12 protein-coding genes are annotated in these 15,117 nt (G+C 45.6%); 6 read left to right on the top strand and 6 right to left on the bottom strand.

Annotated elements, in window-relative coordinates:
- Window positions 1–21: 21 nt before the first annotated feature.
- The gene (gpmI, locus tag HHL16_RS01325) at window positions 22–1,551 is read right to left on the bottom strand and encodes a 2,3-bisphosphoglycerate-independent phosphoglycerate mutase (RefSeq protein WP_169423337.1); all 1,530 of its coding nucleotides are present in this window, start codon (window positions 1,549–1,551) and stop codon (window positions 22–24) included.
- Window positions 1,552–1,680: 129 nt separating this feature from the next.
- Between gpmI and HHL16_RS01320 the strand changes: the two genes are divergently transcribed.
- The 3 genes from HHL16_RS01320 (at window position 1,681) to HHL16_RS01310 (ending at window position 3,395) form a co-directional block, all read left to right on the top strand.
- Window positions 1,681–2,076 carry a DUF4783 domain-containing protein gene (locus HHL16_RS01320; RefSeq protein WP_169423336.1) on the top strand — a complete coding sequence of 132 codons (396 nt, stop codon included), beginning with the start codon at window positions 1,681–1,683 and terminating at the stop codon, window positions 2,074–2,076.
- 81 nt (window positions 2,077–2,157) lie between these two features.
- Window positions 2,158–3,012: a carboxylating nicotinate-nucleotide diphosphorylase gene (nadC, locus tag HHL16_RS01315; protein ID WP_169423335.1), complete on the top strand. Its 855-nt coding sequence runs from the start codon at window positions 2,158–2,160 to the stop codon at window positions 3,010–3,012.
- Window positions 3,013–3,044: 32 nt separating this feature from the next.
- Window positions 3,045–3,395, top strand: coding sequence for a translation initiation factor (locus tag HHL16_RS01310; protein WP_169423334.1), 351 nt, complete (start codon window positions 3,045–3,047; stop codon window positions 3,393–3,395).
- Window positions 3,396–3,506: 111 nt separating this feature from the next.
- Here HHL16_RS01310 and HHL16_RS01305 read toward each other — a convergent pair whose 3' ends face one another.
- On the bottom strand, window positions 3,507–4,958 hold the full coding sequence (locus HHL16_RS01305) for an isocitrate/isopropylmalate family dehydrogenase (RefSeq protein WP_169423333.1): 1,452 nt from the start codon (window positions 4,956–4,958) through the stop codon (window positions 3,507–3,509).
- A gap of 141 nt (window positions 4,959–5,099) precedes the next feature.
- On the opposite strand from HHL16_RS01305, the gene apaG reads away from it, so the two are divergent.
- Window positions 5,100–5,486 (top strand): Co2+/Mg2+ efflux protein ApaG, encoded by a 387-nt coding sequence (gene apaG, locus HHL16_RS01300; RefSeq protein WP_169423332.1) that lies wholly within the window; start codon window positions 5,100–5,102, stop codon window positions 5,484–5,486.
- A gap of 213 nt (window positions 5,487–5,699) precedes the next feature.
- Here the strand turns inward: apaG and HHL16_RS01295 are convergent, their stop codons facing one another.
- Both HHL16_RS01295 and HHL16_RS01290 read right to left on the bottom strand, forming a co-directional pair.
- Window positions 5,700–6,449: a hypothetical protein gene (locus HHL16_RS01295; protein ID WP_169423331.1), complete on the bottom strand. Its 750-nt coding sequence runs from the start codon at window positions 6,447–6,449 to the stop codon at window positions 5,700–5,702.
- A 181-nt stretch (window positions 6,450–6,630) separates the two neighbouring features.
- On the bottom strand, window positions 6,631–7,485 hold the full coding sequence (locus HHL16_RS01290; RefSeq protein ID WP_169423330.1) for a hypothetical protein: 855 nt from the start codon (window positions 7,483–7,485) through the stop codon (window positions 6,631–6,633).
- Between the two features lie 1,080 nt (window positions 7,486–8,565).
- On the opposite strand from HHL16_RS01290, the gene HHL16_RS01285 reads away from it, so the two are divergent.
- The gene (locus HHL16_RS01285) at window positions 8,566–9,708 is read left to right on the top strand and encodes a hypothetical protein (RefSeq protein ID WP_169423329.1); all 1,143 of its coding nucleotides are present in this window, start codon (window positions 8,566–8,568) and stop codon (window positions 9,706–9,708) included.
- A gap of 79 nt (window positions 9,709–9,787) precedes the next feature.
- Here HHL16_RS01285 and HHL16_RS01280 read toward each other — a convergent pair whose 3' ends face one another.
- The gene (locus tag HHL16_RS01280; RefSeq protein ID WP_169423328.1) at window positions 9,788–11,833 is read right to left on the bottom strand and encodes an oligopeptide transporter, OPT family; all 2,046 of its coding nucleotides are present in this window, start codon (window positions 11,831–11,833) and stop codon (window positions 9,788–9,790) included.
- A 25-nt stretch (window positions 11,834–11,858) separates the two neighbouring features.
- Complete coding sequence (locus tag HHL16_RS01275; protein ID WP_206022212.1) at window positions 11,859–13,580, bottom strand: peptide MFS transporter; 1,722 nt, start codon at window positions 13,578–13,580, stop codon at window positions 11,859–11,861.
- A 252-nt stretch (window positions 13,581–13,832) separates the two neighbouring features.
- On the opposite strand from HHL16_RS01275, the gene purD reads away from it, so the two are divergent.
- Window positions 13,833–15,110, top strand: a complete 1,278-nt coding sequence (gene purD / locus HHL16_RS01270) for a phosphoribosylamine--glycine ligase (RefSeq protein WP_169423326.1) — start codon at window positions 13,833–13,835, stop codon at window positions 15,108–15,110.
- Window positions 15,111–15,117: the final 7 nt, after the last annotated feature.

The raw sequence follows: 15,117 nt of genomic DNA, 5'->3' as shown, positions 1-15,117 counted from the left end.
ATAAAAAGTTGATCTGTACAGTTATTCGCTGATCAGCACTTCGCCTGTCATTTCTTTCGGAATGGGCAGGTGCATCATTGTAAGAATGGTTGGCGCAATATCACCCAGCTTGCCGGGTTTCAGTTTGCCATGCCAGTTCTTGTCGATCACAAACAGCGGTACCAGATTAAGGGTGTGTGCTGTGTTGGGAGTACCGTCTTCATTGATCATGTAATCCGCATTGCCATGGTCTGCCGTGAGAAATACGGTGTACCCGTTATTCAATGCGGCAGTTACTACACGCTCAACACATTTGTCTACAGTTTCCACTGCTTTGATGGCTGCTTCAAAAACACCTGTATGGCCCACCATATCGGCGTTTGCGTAGTTGAGACAAATAAAGTCGGCAGATTGTTTTTCGATCTCCGGAACAATGAGATCGGTGAGTTCGTAAGCGCTCATCTCAGGTTGCAGATCGTAGGTTGCTACTTTCGGAGAAGCTGCCATGATGCGGCGCTCACCTTCAAACGGCTTTTCCCTTCCTCCGCTGAAGAAGAAAGTTACGTGCGGATATTTCTCCGTTTCGGCTATGCGTATCTGTTGTTTTCCGTTGGCTTCGAGAATCTCGCCGAGTGTGTTGTTGAGGTTGTCGTTGTCGAAGATCACGTGCACGTTCTGGTAGGTAGCATCATACTCCGTCATGGTAGTGTAGTGGAGGTTGAGCTTGGTCATGCCATGATCGGGCATATCGGTCTGAGTGAGTACGGTAGTGATTTCGCGGCAACGGTCTGTACGGAAATTGAAGCAGATGGCTGCATCTCCGTCTTTGATCTGTGCAACGGGATTTCCGCCGGCATCTGTGATCACAGTAGGTTTGATGAACTCATCCGTTACATTGTGTGCGTACGATGCACGAACAGCTTCCAGCGCGTCGGTTGCTTTTTCGCCGATGCCATTGACCATGGCGTCGTAGGCGAGTTTTACGCGTTCCCAGCGCTTATCGCGGTCCATGGCGTAGTAGCGGCCATCCACCGTTGCGATCTTTCCTACAGTTACATCGAGATGATTCTGCAGTTCGGTGAGAAAACCGAGACCGCTCTTCGGATCTGTATCGCGGCCATCTGTGAATGCGTGGATGAAAACATCTTTCAATCCCTGTGCTGCGCAAACGCTTACGATAGCTTTCAGGTGATCGATATGAGAGTGCACACCGCCATCGCTCACGAGGCCTAGCAGGTGCAGGGATTTTTTATTGTCCAGCGCATAGCGGATAGAATCGAGCAGGTGAGGATGCTGCTGCAGTTCTCCGTCGCGGATGGCTACATTGATGCGTTGCAGCTCCTGATAAACAATTCTTCCCGCTCCGAGATTGAGGTGGCCTACTTCACTGTTGCCCATTTGTCCGTCCGGCAAACCCACCTGTTCTCCGCAGGTAACCAATGTTGTATGCGGATATTTGCTGTACAGGGAGCTAACAAATGGCACATTGGCATGCTGAATGGCGTCTGAAGAATTGACTTTTCCGATGCCCCATCCATCCATAATGATCAGTATTGCTTTGCTGGTATTCATATAACGGAATGATTGTGTTAGATTTGTTCGGCAAAGGTAATGTAAACCGCCGTAGATGGTAATTTTTCAACGTATTGTTACTTTGGCATGGAATTCGCAATTTTTACTCTGAAAAATAAATCATTGATTATGAAAAAGACTCTGGGAATCGCGACGATACTGTTTTCGCTGTTCCTGGTATCCTTTACTACGTATTTCTATTCGATTGAAGATGTAGTATCGGCCATGAAGAGCGGCAATGCCTCCCAACTGTCGAAATATTTCGATAGCAGGGTAGACATTTCCCTTCCCGGCAAAAGCGATAACTACAGCAAAAGTCAGGCAGAGATCATTCTGAAAGATTTTTTTGCGAGCAATGGAGTAAAGAACTTCCAGGTAAAGCACAAAGGCGAACAGAATGGAGCACAGTTCTGTATCGGAACACTGCAAACCAAAAACGGAAACTATCGCACCAAATTCTATATGAAGCAGAAAGGCGATCAGCAGGTGGTGCAGGAAATGGGCTTTGAACTCTTAACCGAATAAGCGCATTCACTGAATTATCCCTGAAAACACTTGAAGCCCCACAGTTTGCTGTGGGGCTTTTTGTTCCCTACCTTTGCTGCTATGCATTCATTTGACGAACAACTGGATATACTCATCAAAGCTGCGCTGCAGGAAGATATCGGCGATGGAGATCATTCTACCCTTTCCAGCATTCCTCCCGAAACAAAAGGGATGGCTGTATTGAAGATCAAACAGGATGGGATTCTCGCCGGAATGGAAGTAGCTGAAAAGATCTTCCGCTACCGCGAACCCGATGTAACATTCACGGCATTCAAAAAAGATGGCGACGAAATGAAAGCAGGCGAAACGGCTTTCGAAGTAAGCGCATCCGTTTACACCATCCTTCAGTGCGAAAGACTGGTGCTGAACTGCATGCAGCGCATGAGTGGCATTGCAACCCTTACAAGGCAATACACAGATAAGATCAAAGGTTACCATACGCGTGTGCTCGATACGCGCAAAACAACACCCAACTTCAGACTGTTGGAGAAAGAAGCCGTGCGGATCGGCGGTGGGGTAAATCATCGCATGGGCCTCTACGATATGATCATGCTGAAAGACAATCATGTTGATTTCAGCGGCGGTCTCGAACAGGCCATCGAACGTGCGCATCGTTACGTAACCGAAGTGAAACCCGGATTGAAAATTGAAGTGGAAACACGATCGCTCGAAGAAGTGCAACGTGTGGTGAACTACGGAAAAGTCGATCGCATTATGCTGGATAATTTCACACCGGAGCAACTCGGTGAGGCATTGACCATCATCGGTAAGAAATACGAAACCGAAGCAAGCGGCGGCATCAATCTCGATACCATCGAATCGTTTGCTAAAACAGGCGTTGATTTTGTAAGTGTGGGTGCATTGATCCATCAGGCAAAGAGTCTCGATCTGAGCCTGAAAGCGAAATTTGTTTAACACCGTAAATTGAGTAAGTAAACCCTTACATCATGTCTAAGAAAAATAAAGGCGATAACAGGGGATTTGTGTACAGTACCGATCCCAACTTCAAATACGAAGAAGAAAGCAATGAAGCCGCAGCTACATTGCCTCCGGCGCAACAGCAATTGCGTGTGCAGCTCGATGGCAAGCAACGCGCAGGAAAAGTGGTGACTATCGTATTCGGTTTTACCGGAACCAGCGATGATCTCGAAGCACTCGGCAAGCAACTGAAGAATTATTGCGGTACCGGTGGTTCGGTGAAAGACGGGGAGATTATCATTCAGGGAGATCAGAGAGAGAAGGTAATGCAGTTCCTCATCAAACAGGGATACTCAAAATCGAAGAAGTCGGGAGGATAGTTCTACTTGCTGGTATTTTTAAGTGATATTCCGGCTGTATTTCATCCATCAAATAAAAATGGTTGCAACCAAAGTGGTGCAACCATTTCTGTATGTATAAATGCTAAATCCTTATTGACCCTGAGCAAGGCTGTATGCTCTTTTCTCTCCCCACATATTGAGCAACTCTGAAGAACAGATTTTGAAATCTCCGCTGAGGCTCACGTAGAGACCGAGTACATCCTGCTGATGCAATGGTGATCCATCGAGGCTTTCAAAGCGAACGTTGTACTGGTTCACCAGGTTCGTATAGATGGAACCGGTAGGCCATACCTGCGTACCGCGATTGCTGATATTGATCAGATTGAATTTCACACCGGCGTGACGCTGGCATTTCTTTGCGATGGTATCAGGTTGTTCGTCGCTTTCGATAAAGAGATCCACACCAACGATCTTCTCTACTTCCATTTCTTTGGAAACGAGCATCGGGTTCTTCTCCAGCTTGAACACGGTTTGTGTTACAGGCATATTGGGAAGCAACTCTTTTGCACCCTGTTCAGGCTTCTTGCCAAAGTTGTTGATGATGGCTTCAGCAAACTGAGTGGTGTTGAGGGCTGTTTTGTTCTTGTCGCCGAAATCGCCTGTACGGTCGCCCTGTTCGAGGGTGTAGAGCAATGCGTTCTCGATGATGGCAGCATTCTCCATCAGTCCGAGGTGACGCAGCATAGCGATACCTGAAAGCAGCAGCGCTGTTGGGTTGGCGATGTTTTTTCCCGCGATATCCGGAGCAGTTCCGTGAACGGCTTCGAAGATGCAGATATGGTCTCCGATATTGGCAGAAGGTGCAAAACCGAGTCCACCAACGAGGCCTGCGCAGAGATCAGAAACGATATCACCCTGCAGGTTGGTAAGCACCACCACATCGAAAGAATCGGGGCGGGTAACCAGTTTCATACAGAGGTCGTCAACGATAACATCGTCGGCTTTGAGTTCGGGATATTCTTTGGCTACTTCGTAGAAGCATTCGAGGAAGAGGCCGTCAGTGATTTTCATGATGTTGGCCTTGTGACCGCAGGTAATGCGGCGGGTACCTTTTTTCTTGGCCATTTCGAAGGCATACTTGATCACCTGCAGAGAACCGGGGCGGGTGATGAAGCGGCGGCTGAGTGCCACATCGTGAGTGAGCATGTGCTCGATACCACCATATGTGTCTTCGATGTTTTCGCGAACAACCGTAATGTCTATGGGAATTCCCGCTTTGGAGAAAACCGTATCAACACCGTGGAGGGTCTGGAATACGCGTTTGTTGGCGTAGGTATTCCATGTTTTACGGGCAGTAACGTTTACGCTTTTCACACCTTTTCCTTTGGGAGTTTCCATCGGTCCTTTGAAAAGGATACCGAGGTTTTCGATGGTGTGTTGAGCTTCGGGGGTCATTCCATTGGAGAAACCTTTATCGAATACCCATTTACCCATTTCAACCAATTCATATTCGAGGGGTACTTTGTTGGCTTCGAAGATCCTGAGCACTGCATCCATGATCTCTGGGCCGATGCCATCACCTTTAGCTATAGCTATTTTCATATATAATTAATTGATTGTATGATTCGGCTTTACGGTAGGCAAAGGTATACTGCTCCGCTAATAATTCCCGTTAAAATCTTGTGTATTTGCTACAAGCTGCCTGGTTTTTTGATTACCTTTAAAGTAAAGTGAACTGTAGTCATGGTATCTAAAATTTCCGAGGGCATAGAAATAAGCGTAGAAACCTTTTACCAGCCGGATTATTCCAACCCCATATCCGGTGAATATATGTTTGCGTACCGCATCACCATCGAGAATCACAACCGCTTTCCTGTTAAACTTAACCGCCGTCACTGGTACATTGCAGACAGCAATGGCAGTAACCGCGAAGTGGAAGGTGAGGGTGTGGTAGGAGTTCAGCCTACTCTGCAGCCGGGTGAACGTTATCAGTATGTAAGCGGATGTAATCTGCGCAGTGAAATGGGTAAGATGTATGGAACTTATCAGATGGAAAACCTGCATAACAAAACACAGTTTCAGGTGAATATTCCTGTGTTTGAAATGATCGTTCCTTTTAAGATGAATTGATTGCTCCGTAAACCGGAAATACTGCATCGGTTTTTCTGATGCATGATCTGCCTCGATGTATTCTTCCTCCTTCGCCTTCTTTCTTCAATTTTCTACTTTACATTTTTTACCACAATTCAGTTGAATGATTTTTATCATTTACGGATATGCATTGCCGTTAATGCAAAAGCCGGAAACTGATGGCTCCCGGCTTTTGTTTATATATGAGTTTGATTAATCGGTTCCCCAGGTGTATTTGAATGTATAGTTGTTTTTAGTAGTATTGGTGAGTACACCTTTGGTCCAGGTTTCGGTTGTCAGATCGAGGTTCATAGCTTTCAGCAAATTGCCGGCTTCATATTCATAAGTGTATTTGTAGGTGGATTTATTTGCTCTTACAGGATCTCCGGAAGGGGTTGTGACTGTTTGATCATAAACACCTTCTGTTATCTGATTCTTAGAGAAAGCGATTGCTGGGCCGTGCATCTTGTTTCTGTACGAAATGAAGAGTACCTGAGCAATGCCCTGCTGTTGCAATACGTTTGGTTTGTCGTTGTACTTGATTGCTGCTTTTCCTGCAATGTATTCCGGAGGAAAGTTAGATGACCATGGTTTGTACGCTACATTGCCATCCGGCGAATACAGCCATTCATCTCCACCGGGCACATTCTTCTGATAATAGCCGGTGATGGCTCCTTCAGCATTTGTAAGCCAGAATACAGTATCAGGGCTGTTCTTGATAACACACTGTGTGATAAAACCTTTATTGTCTCTTACAACGGAAACTTCCTGAGACAACACAGGTGTAGGATTATTTTTTTCTACCTTGAAGTAGTCGTAACCTGAGACGGTGTTATTGGCATATTTATGCTGGATCACTGCGCTTAGCAATTCTTTTTTTGCATCCATATCATACTCCCATAATTCAGATTTTGAAACCAAACCATTGTTTGCATAGAATAATTTTATGCTTCTGGTAGACATCTGAATGGATTGTATACGCGGGATGGTGTTTTTGGGTTCAGGGGTTTCATTCTTATCACTGCTTTATGAGCAGGATGCGCAAAATAACAATACCAGCAGGCAATTGCTGAGCAAGGTAATTCGAAGAAAATTCATGTCGAAGGGTTTAATAGGTAGTGTTAGATAATTGGAGACAGACAGCTTACAGTTTGGTACACTTCAGTGGAAGGTTGTTAGTGCTTTCGGACAGATAAACAGTTTCGCCATTTCTGTATCCTTCCAGTTTAGTATGCAGTTCATAACCTATTATCGTTCCGTCTGAATTATACTGGTATTTATATTCGTACAATTTTTTGTCTTCGAGAACAAAGGTTTGCCCATCGTATGTGTTAACGATCTTCCGATAGCTCACATATTTTTCCGGCAGATTAGCTGAAAGCAGAAAGTAGTGATCCTGACTGTTGCCTTCTGATTGAATAAAAAACAACTGCCCTGTATTACCGTAGACGAATGGATTTCTTTTGTTGGTATAGGTAATATCTATAGTACTGTTCTCTGTTTTGGGATAGACCACATTGCCATTGCTGTCGTATTGCCAATCGGAAGAAGTTATTGTTGGGTTGGGAGTTGAATTATACTTTTGGGAGGTAAACCCTGTGATTCTTCCACTATTATCGGTTCTCCAGGAAACGAAATCTCGATTGTTAATAATCGATTGCATCAATTTATTACCGCTCCATTTAAGTATAGTCTCGCTTTTTAATTGGGGACCGGATTCAATTTTCGCTGTAAAGTTGAATGCTGCAATTCTGCGGTCAATGTACTGATACTCAGTTTTACCGTCAACGAAAGTAGTACTGGGCCAATCCTGCCATAGGCTTCCTGATCGAACAGCTTGCGGTTGTCCTGCGCTGTTATATTCGAACCTAAACCTCACATTGTCGTTGAGGTATTCGGTTACGCGGAGATTATTATCGGGGTCTCTGCTGCTTTTGCTGCAGGATGTAAATGTTACGATACAGGTAACAAGAAAAGCCAGATAGTTTACTGGTTTCATATCAATGTTTAAAAGTAGAAAAATGATGAATAGATATGGGCGACATGCTCTGCTTGAGTGGGCTGTATCGGCAGGATGACTTTCATATGCAAATTACATAAATTTTTTTCTGGCTGCAAATGGAGCGCTTCGTTGGTGTATATGAAACTTCATCATGTGTATAACAGTAAAGCAGAACTGCTTTTAGCAGTTCTGCTTATTTTTTTTCAAGGAGCGGGTTTGCGATCAGGCGTAAAAGTTTTCGTGCCTATACTTTGGTGTTCGTCATAGAGTAGCCGCAGCAAAATAAAGCAACAGCGTTATACGATTGTTCAAGGCACTGTTAAACAAAACAACAACTCTACAAAAGCGCTATTGCAGACTACGAAACCTGCGAGATTCTGGCATTGGCTATCACCTTTATGGGCAACAACTAAAGTTCATATATTTCATAAGTGCAACTGCTTTTAATGCGAAATGAAAATTCAATTGGTAATATCCTCCTTTTGAGTTTCGGTTTTCCGAAAAAAATCAGTTATCGCTTCATATCTGTCAGATCAATTATGCATGCGGTCTGTGTATTTATCTTTTCATGAAATGGAAGTGCTTCAGCTCATGAAATACGTAGCAGTGGACATTAAACTATTCACTGGATTGAGTTTTGAAGGAGGATGGCAGATATGTGCTTCGTTGGCAGTATTGAATTATAAAGTAAATTATCTGTACACAGGAAACCATTGAACTGCGCAATATTCAAGCTAACTATTAGAGACATACGAATAATAAATACATTCGAAATAAATACCCTCTATTCATTTTTTTTCAAATATTGATTATTCAATTAATTCCTTCATTAAAAAATTGTGTCGGATAATTTTCAATAAAGAACTTTTGTAAATTGCTATGCAACTCATCTGAACTAATGATCATTTGCCGTGCCGGCAAATTGTTGTTTACATTAAAATTATAGTCAACTTTTTTCCTGTTGCTTCCAGCAATGGATAGGCTGTGTTATTGCAACAGGCATAAGAACCAATCAGTGGGCCAGATCATCATCTGGCTATCAGGTATTCTATTTCCATTTTTTAAAACCCTTTCTTTATGAAACGAAAAACGCATCTGAAAATCATCGCGTCACTTGTGCTCAGCAGTGTGCTTTTTGCCTGTAAAAAAACGGCCCTTCCCGAAGTCACAGAAAACAATGCAGTAGCTGCTTCATTGGCCGGAACTTTTACAGCTGATTCTATTATCGGTAATCCAATGCTGCTTGTTCGTAATCTGAACAATCTCGATGTTTTTGCCCGCGGAGCCAACAACCATCTGATGCACCGTGCCTACATTACCAACAATGGATGGGGCGCATGGGAAGATCTTGGTGGCAATCTCACATCTGATCCGCATGCCATCTACAGAGGCGGCTCTGGAGAATCGATCAGTGTTTTCGCAAAAGGAACCAGCAACAACCTGGTGCATATTCACTTCAAAGACGGCATTGGCTGGAGTGCATGGGAAGACCATGGCGGAAATATCACGTCTGCTCCACACGCAGTAAGAAGAGGCACCAACAACAGCGTGATGAACATTTTTGCCAAAGGCCCTAACGGCAATCTGGTACACAAATGGTATTCCGATGCCAATGGCTGGTCAGCTTCATGGGATAACCTCGGTGGCAATATCACCTCTGAGCCATTTGCTGTAACAAGAGGTCCTAACTGGAGCAAAATACATGTATACGCTGTAGGCGCCAGCAACAACCTGGTACATAAATGGTATACCGATGCTACAGGATGGGTTACTGCATGGGATGATCTCGGCGGAAACCTCACCTCTGCTCCAAGCGTAATTGTAAGAGGTGTAAATGACAGCCAGATGAACATCTTCGCAAAAGGAACCAGCAACAATCTCATTCACAAATGGTATACCGATGCGAACGGATGGAGCAATGGCTGGGAAGATCTTGGCGGCACTATCGATTCAAGACCTTATGCTATTGCAAAAGGCACCAATGGCGGCAATATGCATGTTGTTGCTAAAACGCCGTCCAATACAATGGCGCATAGAGGATTCAACGCCTCTTCATATTGGGGAACCTGGGAAGACAGAGGAGGAGTGATCACTTCTGCTCCATACATCGCTCCAAGAGGCATCGATCAGTTCAATATTGTAGCCAAAGGCGCTACTTCCAATCTGGTGCACATCTATTTCAGAGATGCACTGGGCTGGACTGGCTGGGATATTCTCTAACCGAATGATCGCTGTATGTAAAAAAAAGAGTGCCGGAATTTCGGCACTCTTTTTTTATATCGCTCAACTGTAACGATGATTACAGCGTTACTGTTTTCTTCATGCCTACTCTGTAGAGGATATATCCCATCAACGCAAAGAAACCAGCGCCTAACAGGTAATATCCTGTTTCGCCCATGGCTTCTGTGAGGCCATGTTCAACACTCACGCGTTTAAGGCCATCACGTATACCTGTATTCGCAGAAAGGAAGGCTACGATAACGCCCGCAATGGCGCCACCTGCCACCAGACCTGTAGCAAAGAGATTTCCTTTCTGGAGATCTTCTTCAGCTCCTTCGATGAGATCACCTTTTTTCTTCTTCTGTCTGTCTACGATACCACGGATAACACCTCCGATGAAGATAGGCAGCGTGGTAGCCAGTGGAAGATAAATTCCGATTGCGAAAGACAGGGCTTTGATTCCGCAAAGCTCAATGAAGATGGCAATGAATACACCTACGAGTACAAACTGCCAATCGAGTTTACCACCAAGGATACCTTTGATCAGCGTAGCCATCAGCGTTCCCTGCGGAGCAGGAAGAGTAGCGCTGCCGATTGCGTGAGGAATACCTTCTGCAATCATTTCAGGAGTAGGCGTATCGAGTACTTTAACGGTAAGACCAATCACAATGGAAGAAACGATAGCTCCCACGAACAGCGATAACTGCTGATACTTGGGCGTAGCTCCCACGATATAACCGGTCTTCAGATCCTGTGATGTGTTACCTGCATTTGCTGCTGCAATACAGATCAATCCACCTACCACCAGTGCCATTGGCTCATACACTTTACCAGTCCAGCCAACTGCAATGAATACCAGACAGGTACCCATGATAGTTGCGATGGTCATACCACTGATCGGGTTATTCGAAGACCCGATCAAACCTACGATACGGCTCGAAACGGTTACGAAGAATGCACCAAAGATCACCACAAGAATGCCGATCATGAGTTTGCTCAGGAAGCCGTCGCCCGGAATAACATTCAGTATTGTGATCAGTGCAATCAGTCCAAGCACACCAAAGCCTACCACTTTCATGGAAAGGTCTTTATCGGTACGCTCAACTGCTTCAGTGGATTGTCCGCCTTTCAAAGAACCGAGGCTGCCTTTGAAAGAAGAGATGATAGTTGGGATAGTTTTGATCAGCATGATGAAACCACCTGCAGCCACAGCGCCCGCACCGATCTGACGAACATATGCGAGATAGATAGCCTGAGAGAAGTCTCCGAAAGTTTTATTTACAGGATCCCAGTTACCTGCACCACCTGCTACTGCAATATCTTTCAGGTAACCGATCTTATTCAATTGCATTGCGATAGCAGTTGGATCAACCAACGATGCCAGCAGCGGAATGAACACGAACCAGCAAAGTACAGAGCCGGCTACGAGTACGCCACCAATTTTAGGACCTACAATATAACCAACACCAAGGTATTCCGGAGTGATCTCTCCGCTCAATTTGGCAGAAGGGAAATATTTGTTCGCCTGTTTGGTCATGAAATAAGGCGTTTCTGCAATCAGGTGCAGAATCTTCTGGAAGAATGCATACACGATCGCAACACCCAGACCAAGGAAAGCTGTCTTTGCAAAGTCTCCACCTTTCTCACCGGCTTTCAATACAGAGGCACAGGCTGTTCCTTCCGGATAAGGGAGGTTGCCATGCTCTTTAACGATCAGTGGTCTTCTCAATGGAATCATCATCATTGTTCCGAGGAATCCACCAAGAATTGCGAGCGTGAGGATAGTGAAATAGTTGAAATAATCCGCACTGCTTGGATCACTCAGAAAGAGGAATCCGGGCAGCGTAAATACCACACCTGCTGCGATGCTCTCACCGGCACTGCCGGTAGTTTGGATAATATTGTTCTCCAAAATGGTAGTCTTGAGAAACAAGCGGCTCAGTGTGATAGCCATTACTGAGATGGGAATAGACGCCGATACGGTCAAACCCGCTTTCAGCGCCAGGTACACCGTAGCCGCGCCGAAAATGATACCGAAGATGGCGCCGGTGAGCACCGACTTTACGGTGAACTCCTTCATCTTCATGTCGGCCGGTACGAAAGGTTGAAACTTTTGTTCTGACATAAATTAGACAATTGGTTTTATTTCCCTATTTCACTGTACCCATTCTCTTTTCCATCCAGTAAGAAATGGAGAAGAGAAGCGCCGCAGCGATAGCACTGATCACTACGAACAGCATAAAGAAATCGTATAGATTGTTGATTTGATAGCCGAGGAATTGAGTTGGTCCCTGACTGGGGATCAGTCCACCGAGTTTGCCACCGAACTTGTTGGCAACGGCATTGCTGAGGAACCATACTCCCATGAGAATGGAAGTGAAACGGGCAGGGGCCAGTTTGTTCACCAATGATAATCCAATTGGCGACAAGCAAAGCTCACCTACGGTGTGCAGGAAATATAAACCAAGCAGCCACATCATGCTTACAGTTCCGATAACATCTTTCACGCCATAAGCGATCAGCAGGTAACCGGCTGCCAGCAACAAAAGACCGATAGCCTGTTTCTTGGGAGAAGAAGGTTCAAGCCCTTTCTTTCCAAGGAACTGCCATAAATAACTGAGGAATGGTGCGCAGAGGATCAGCCACATGGAGTTCACGCTGTTGAACCAGCTGGCAGGGATCTCTTCAAGATCATAAGGAGTTCCCTTTACATAATAATATATAGCTATGATCACTGCACCGATAGCCAAACCAGCGAAGAGTTTTTTCAGTTCTGAAGGAATTTCCATCATCCTTTGCAGGAAGTAATAAAGAACAACTGAAATAGCCAGAATGAACAGGATTGCTGTACCCAGCGAAGTGTGCACCTGATATGCACGGTCGGTGTTTCTTTGAGCAAAGAGTGTGAGCGATGATCCCGCCTGCTCAAATGCAGCCCAGAAGAAGATTACAAAGAAGGCAGAAATGAAGATAACGATCACTCTTCCTCTTTCAGATGGAGTTAGCGACTGATCGAAAAGGATGATTCCTGATACTGCGATCGCCACACTGAAAATGAAGCAGCCGATAAAATCGAGACCACCCACGTATCGGAATACGAAGAACATGGCCAGACCGATAGCACCCCAAATACCTACTGCGGTGAGCGAGGATTTGGTCGATTCAGTTTTCTGTCCTTCTTCCTTGATAACATTTTTATTGGGCAGGATACCGATACTGTTACCTTGAGGATCCACTACATATTTATTCTTGAGCCAGATAAATCCGAACGTGCCCAACACCATTGCTACGGCCGCTGCGAAGTAGCCCCATTTGAATGCTTCAGGAATGGCTTGTTTTTTGGAGTCGTACAACTCGCCAAATCCGCCACAGATCAACGGTCCAATGAAGGCGCCGAGGTTGATGCCCATATAGAATATGGTATAGGCAGAGTCGAGTCTTTTATCATCCTTTGTATATAAAGCACCTACCAGACTGGAAACATTGGGTTTTAAGAAGCCGGTACCCAATGCAATTACGAGCAGACCTGCCCACATAATGGTGGTAGAAAAAGCAACCTGGCTATACACCGATGCACTGAAGAACATCAGCATCTGCCCTGCGGCTATCATAAAGCCACCTACTATAATGGAGCGACGGTTGCCCCAGAGTCTGTCGGCAAAATATCCACCCAATAAAGGAGTTAAGAAAGCAAGGCCTGTATAACTTCCGTAAACATCGTCATTAGCGTATTTGTCACTTTGCCCCAATGCATTTACTACATAGAGTACAAGCAAGGCGCGCATTCCATAATAACTAAAACGTTCCCACATCTCCGTAAAAAAAAGGACGAACAGCCCTTTGGGATGTTTTCCCGCAGCGGGTTGACTCATATAATGGTTTTTGGGTTCTGCAATCGTTATAGACCGGTTCATCAATCTGGAGGGGGTAAAAAATGAATAAGGCCATACGTGTTTTGGGATACACGATCCCGCTGCAATCCGCCCTCCGACTATGTCCGATCTGTATTTAGCGGCGTAAAATAGTGAAAAAATCACCACCGGGCCCGCATTCCTCAATTAAAATTCGCCTAATCAAGGTGAAATTCCGAATTTCGCAGCGGCTTAAAAGCGCGCTTAAATATTATGAATATTCTACTACTTGGTTCTGGCGGCCGTGAACATGCTCTCGCCTGGAAATTGGTTCAGAGTACACATTGTGATCAGTTATTTATTGCTCCCGGTAATGCGGGTACTGCCAGTGTTGGCACCAATGTGGCCCTGTCCCCCACTGATTTTCCGGCTATTAAAGATTTCGTGCTCACTAATGCCGTAGGGCTGGTAGTGGTAGGTCCCGAAGAACCACTTGTGAAAGGCATCACCGACTTTTTCAGAAAGGATGAAAACCTTCAGCAGGTAGTGGTCATCGGACCTTCACAATATGCTGCTCAGCTCGAAGGCAGCAAGGCCTTCGCCAAGCAGTTCATGGAGCGTCACAATATTCCAACAGCAGCTTATCGTGAGTTCGATGCATCGAATTATGAAGAAGGAGTGGAGTACCTGAAGCAGCATGCACTGCCTGTTGTTCTCAAAGCAGACGGACTGGCTGCCGGCAAAGGCGTACTGATCCTCGACAATACTGCAGAAGCGATTGCAGAGTTTGAGCAGATGATCAAGCAAAGCAAGTTCGGCGATGCCAGCAAAAAAGTAGTGGTGGAAGCCTTCCTCAGCGGCATCGAGCTTAGCGTGTTTGCTCTCACCGATGGCAAGAGCTACGTGATACTCCCCGAAGCGAAAGATTACAAGCGCATCGGCGAAGGCGATACCGGCCTCAACACAGGCGGGATGGGCGCTGTAAGCCCCGTGCCGTTTGCAGATGCCAGCTTCATGCAGAAAGTGGAAGAACAGATTATCCGCCCAACCATCAAAGGACTGGAGCAGGAGAAATTCGATTATACAGGTTTCGTATTCTTCGGTCTCATCAAAGTGGGCAACGATCCTTTTGTGATCGAATACAACTGCCGCATGGGCGATCCCGAAACAGAAGTAGTGATGCCCCGCCTCGATGCCGACCTCGTAGAACTGTTGCTGGCGGCCGATAACGGCACCCTGCTGCAACTGCAGGTTGATCAGGATCCACGCGTAGCCTGCACCGTTATGGCAGTAAGCGGAGGATATCCCGGCTCTTACAACAAAGACATTCCCATTTCCGGTCTCGATACACAATTGCCTTCGGACAGCCTGCTTTTCCATGCCGGCACCGGCATCAAAAACGGACAGGTAGTAACTGCCGGCGGACGCGTACTCTGCGTTACCTCCTACGGAACTTCTGTTCAGGATGCAGTGAGCAAATCCAGAAAGGCACTGGAAAATATCAGTTACGAAGGCATCTACTACCGGAAAGATATTGGTTACGAGTTCTGATAAACGC

This window comes from Pseudoflavitalea sp. G-6-1-2, assembly GCF_012927185.1.
In the GTDB taxonomy this organism is placed as follows: domain Bacteria; phylum Bacteroidota; class Bacteroidia; order Chitinophagales; family Chitinophagaceae; genus Pseudobacter.
Note: the sequence above shows the minus strand (reverse complement) of the source record. Positions and strands in the feature narration are given on the sequence as shown.

What these genes read in the sequence shown, in the direction of transcription:
- HHL16_RS01280 (WP_169423328.1), bottom strand. Translation starts at nt 11,833, where the DNA reads ATGTCAGAACAAAAGTTTCAACCTTTCGTACCGGCCGACATGAAGATG.
- HHL16_RS01320 (WP_169423336.1), top strand. Translation starts at nt 1,681, where the DNA reads ATGAAAAAGACTCTGGGAATCGCGACGATACTGTTTTCGCTGTTCCTG.
- HHL16_RS01275 (WP_206022212.1), bottom strand. Translation starts at nt 13,580, where the DNA reads ATGAGTCAACCCGCTGCGGGAAAACATCCCAAAGGGCTGTTCGTCCTT.
- HHL16_RS01305 (WP_169423333.1), bottom strand. Translation starts at nt 4,958, where the DNA reads ATGAAAATAGCTATAGCTAAAGGTGATGGCATCGGCCCAGAGATCATG.
- purD (WP_169423326.1), top strand. Translation starts at nt 13,833, where the DNA reads ATGAATATTCTACTACTTGGTTCTGGCGGCCGTGAACATGCTCTCGCC.
- gpmI (WP_169423337.1), bottom strand. Translation starts at nt 1,551, where the DNA reads ATGAATACCAGCAAAGCAATACTGATCATTATGGATGGATGGGGCATC.
- apaG (WP_169423332.1), top strand. Translation starts at nt 5,100, where the DNA reads ATGGTATCTAAAATTTCCGAGGGCATAGAAATAAGCGTAGAAACCTTT.
- HHL16_RS01285 (WP_169423329.1), top strand. Translation starts at nt 8,566, where the DNA reads ATGAAACGAAAAACGCATCTGAAAATCATCGCGTCACTTGTGCTCAGC.
- HHL16_RS01310 (WP_169423334.1), top strand. Translation starts at nt 3,045, where the DNA reads ATGTCTAAGAAAAATAAAGGCGATAACAGGGGATTTGTGTACAGTACC.
- HHL16_RS01290 (WP_169423330.1), bottom strand. Translation starts at nt 7,485, where the DNA reads ATGAAACCAGTAAACTATCTGGCTTTTCTTGTTACCTGTATCGTAACA.
- HHL16_RS01295 (WP_169423331.1), bottom strand. Translation starts at nt 6,449, where the DNA reads ATGTCTACCAGAAGCATAAAATTATTCTATGCAAACAATGGTTTGGTT.
- nadC (WP_169423335.1), top strand. Translation starts at nt 2,158, where the DNA reads ATGCATTCATTTGACGAACAACTGGATATACTCATCAAAGCTGCGCTG.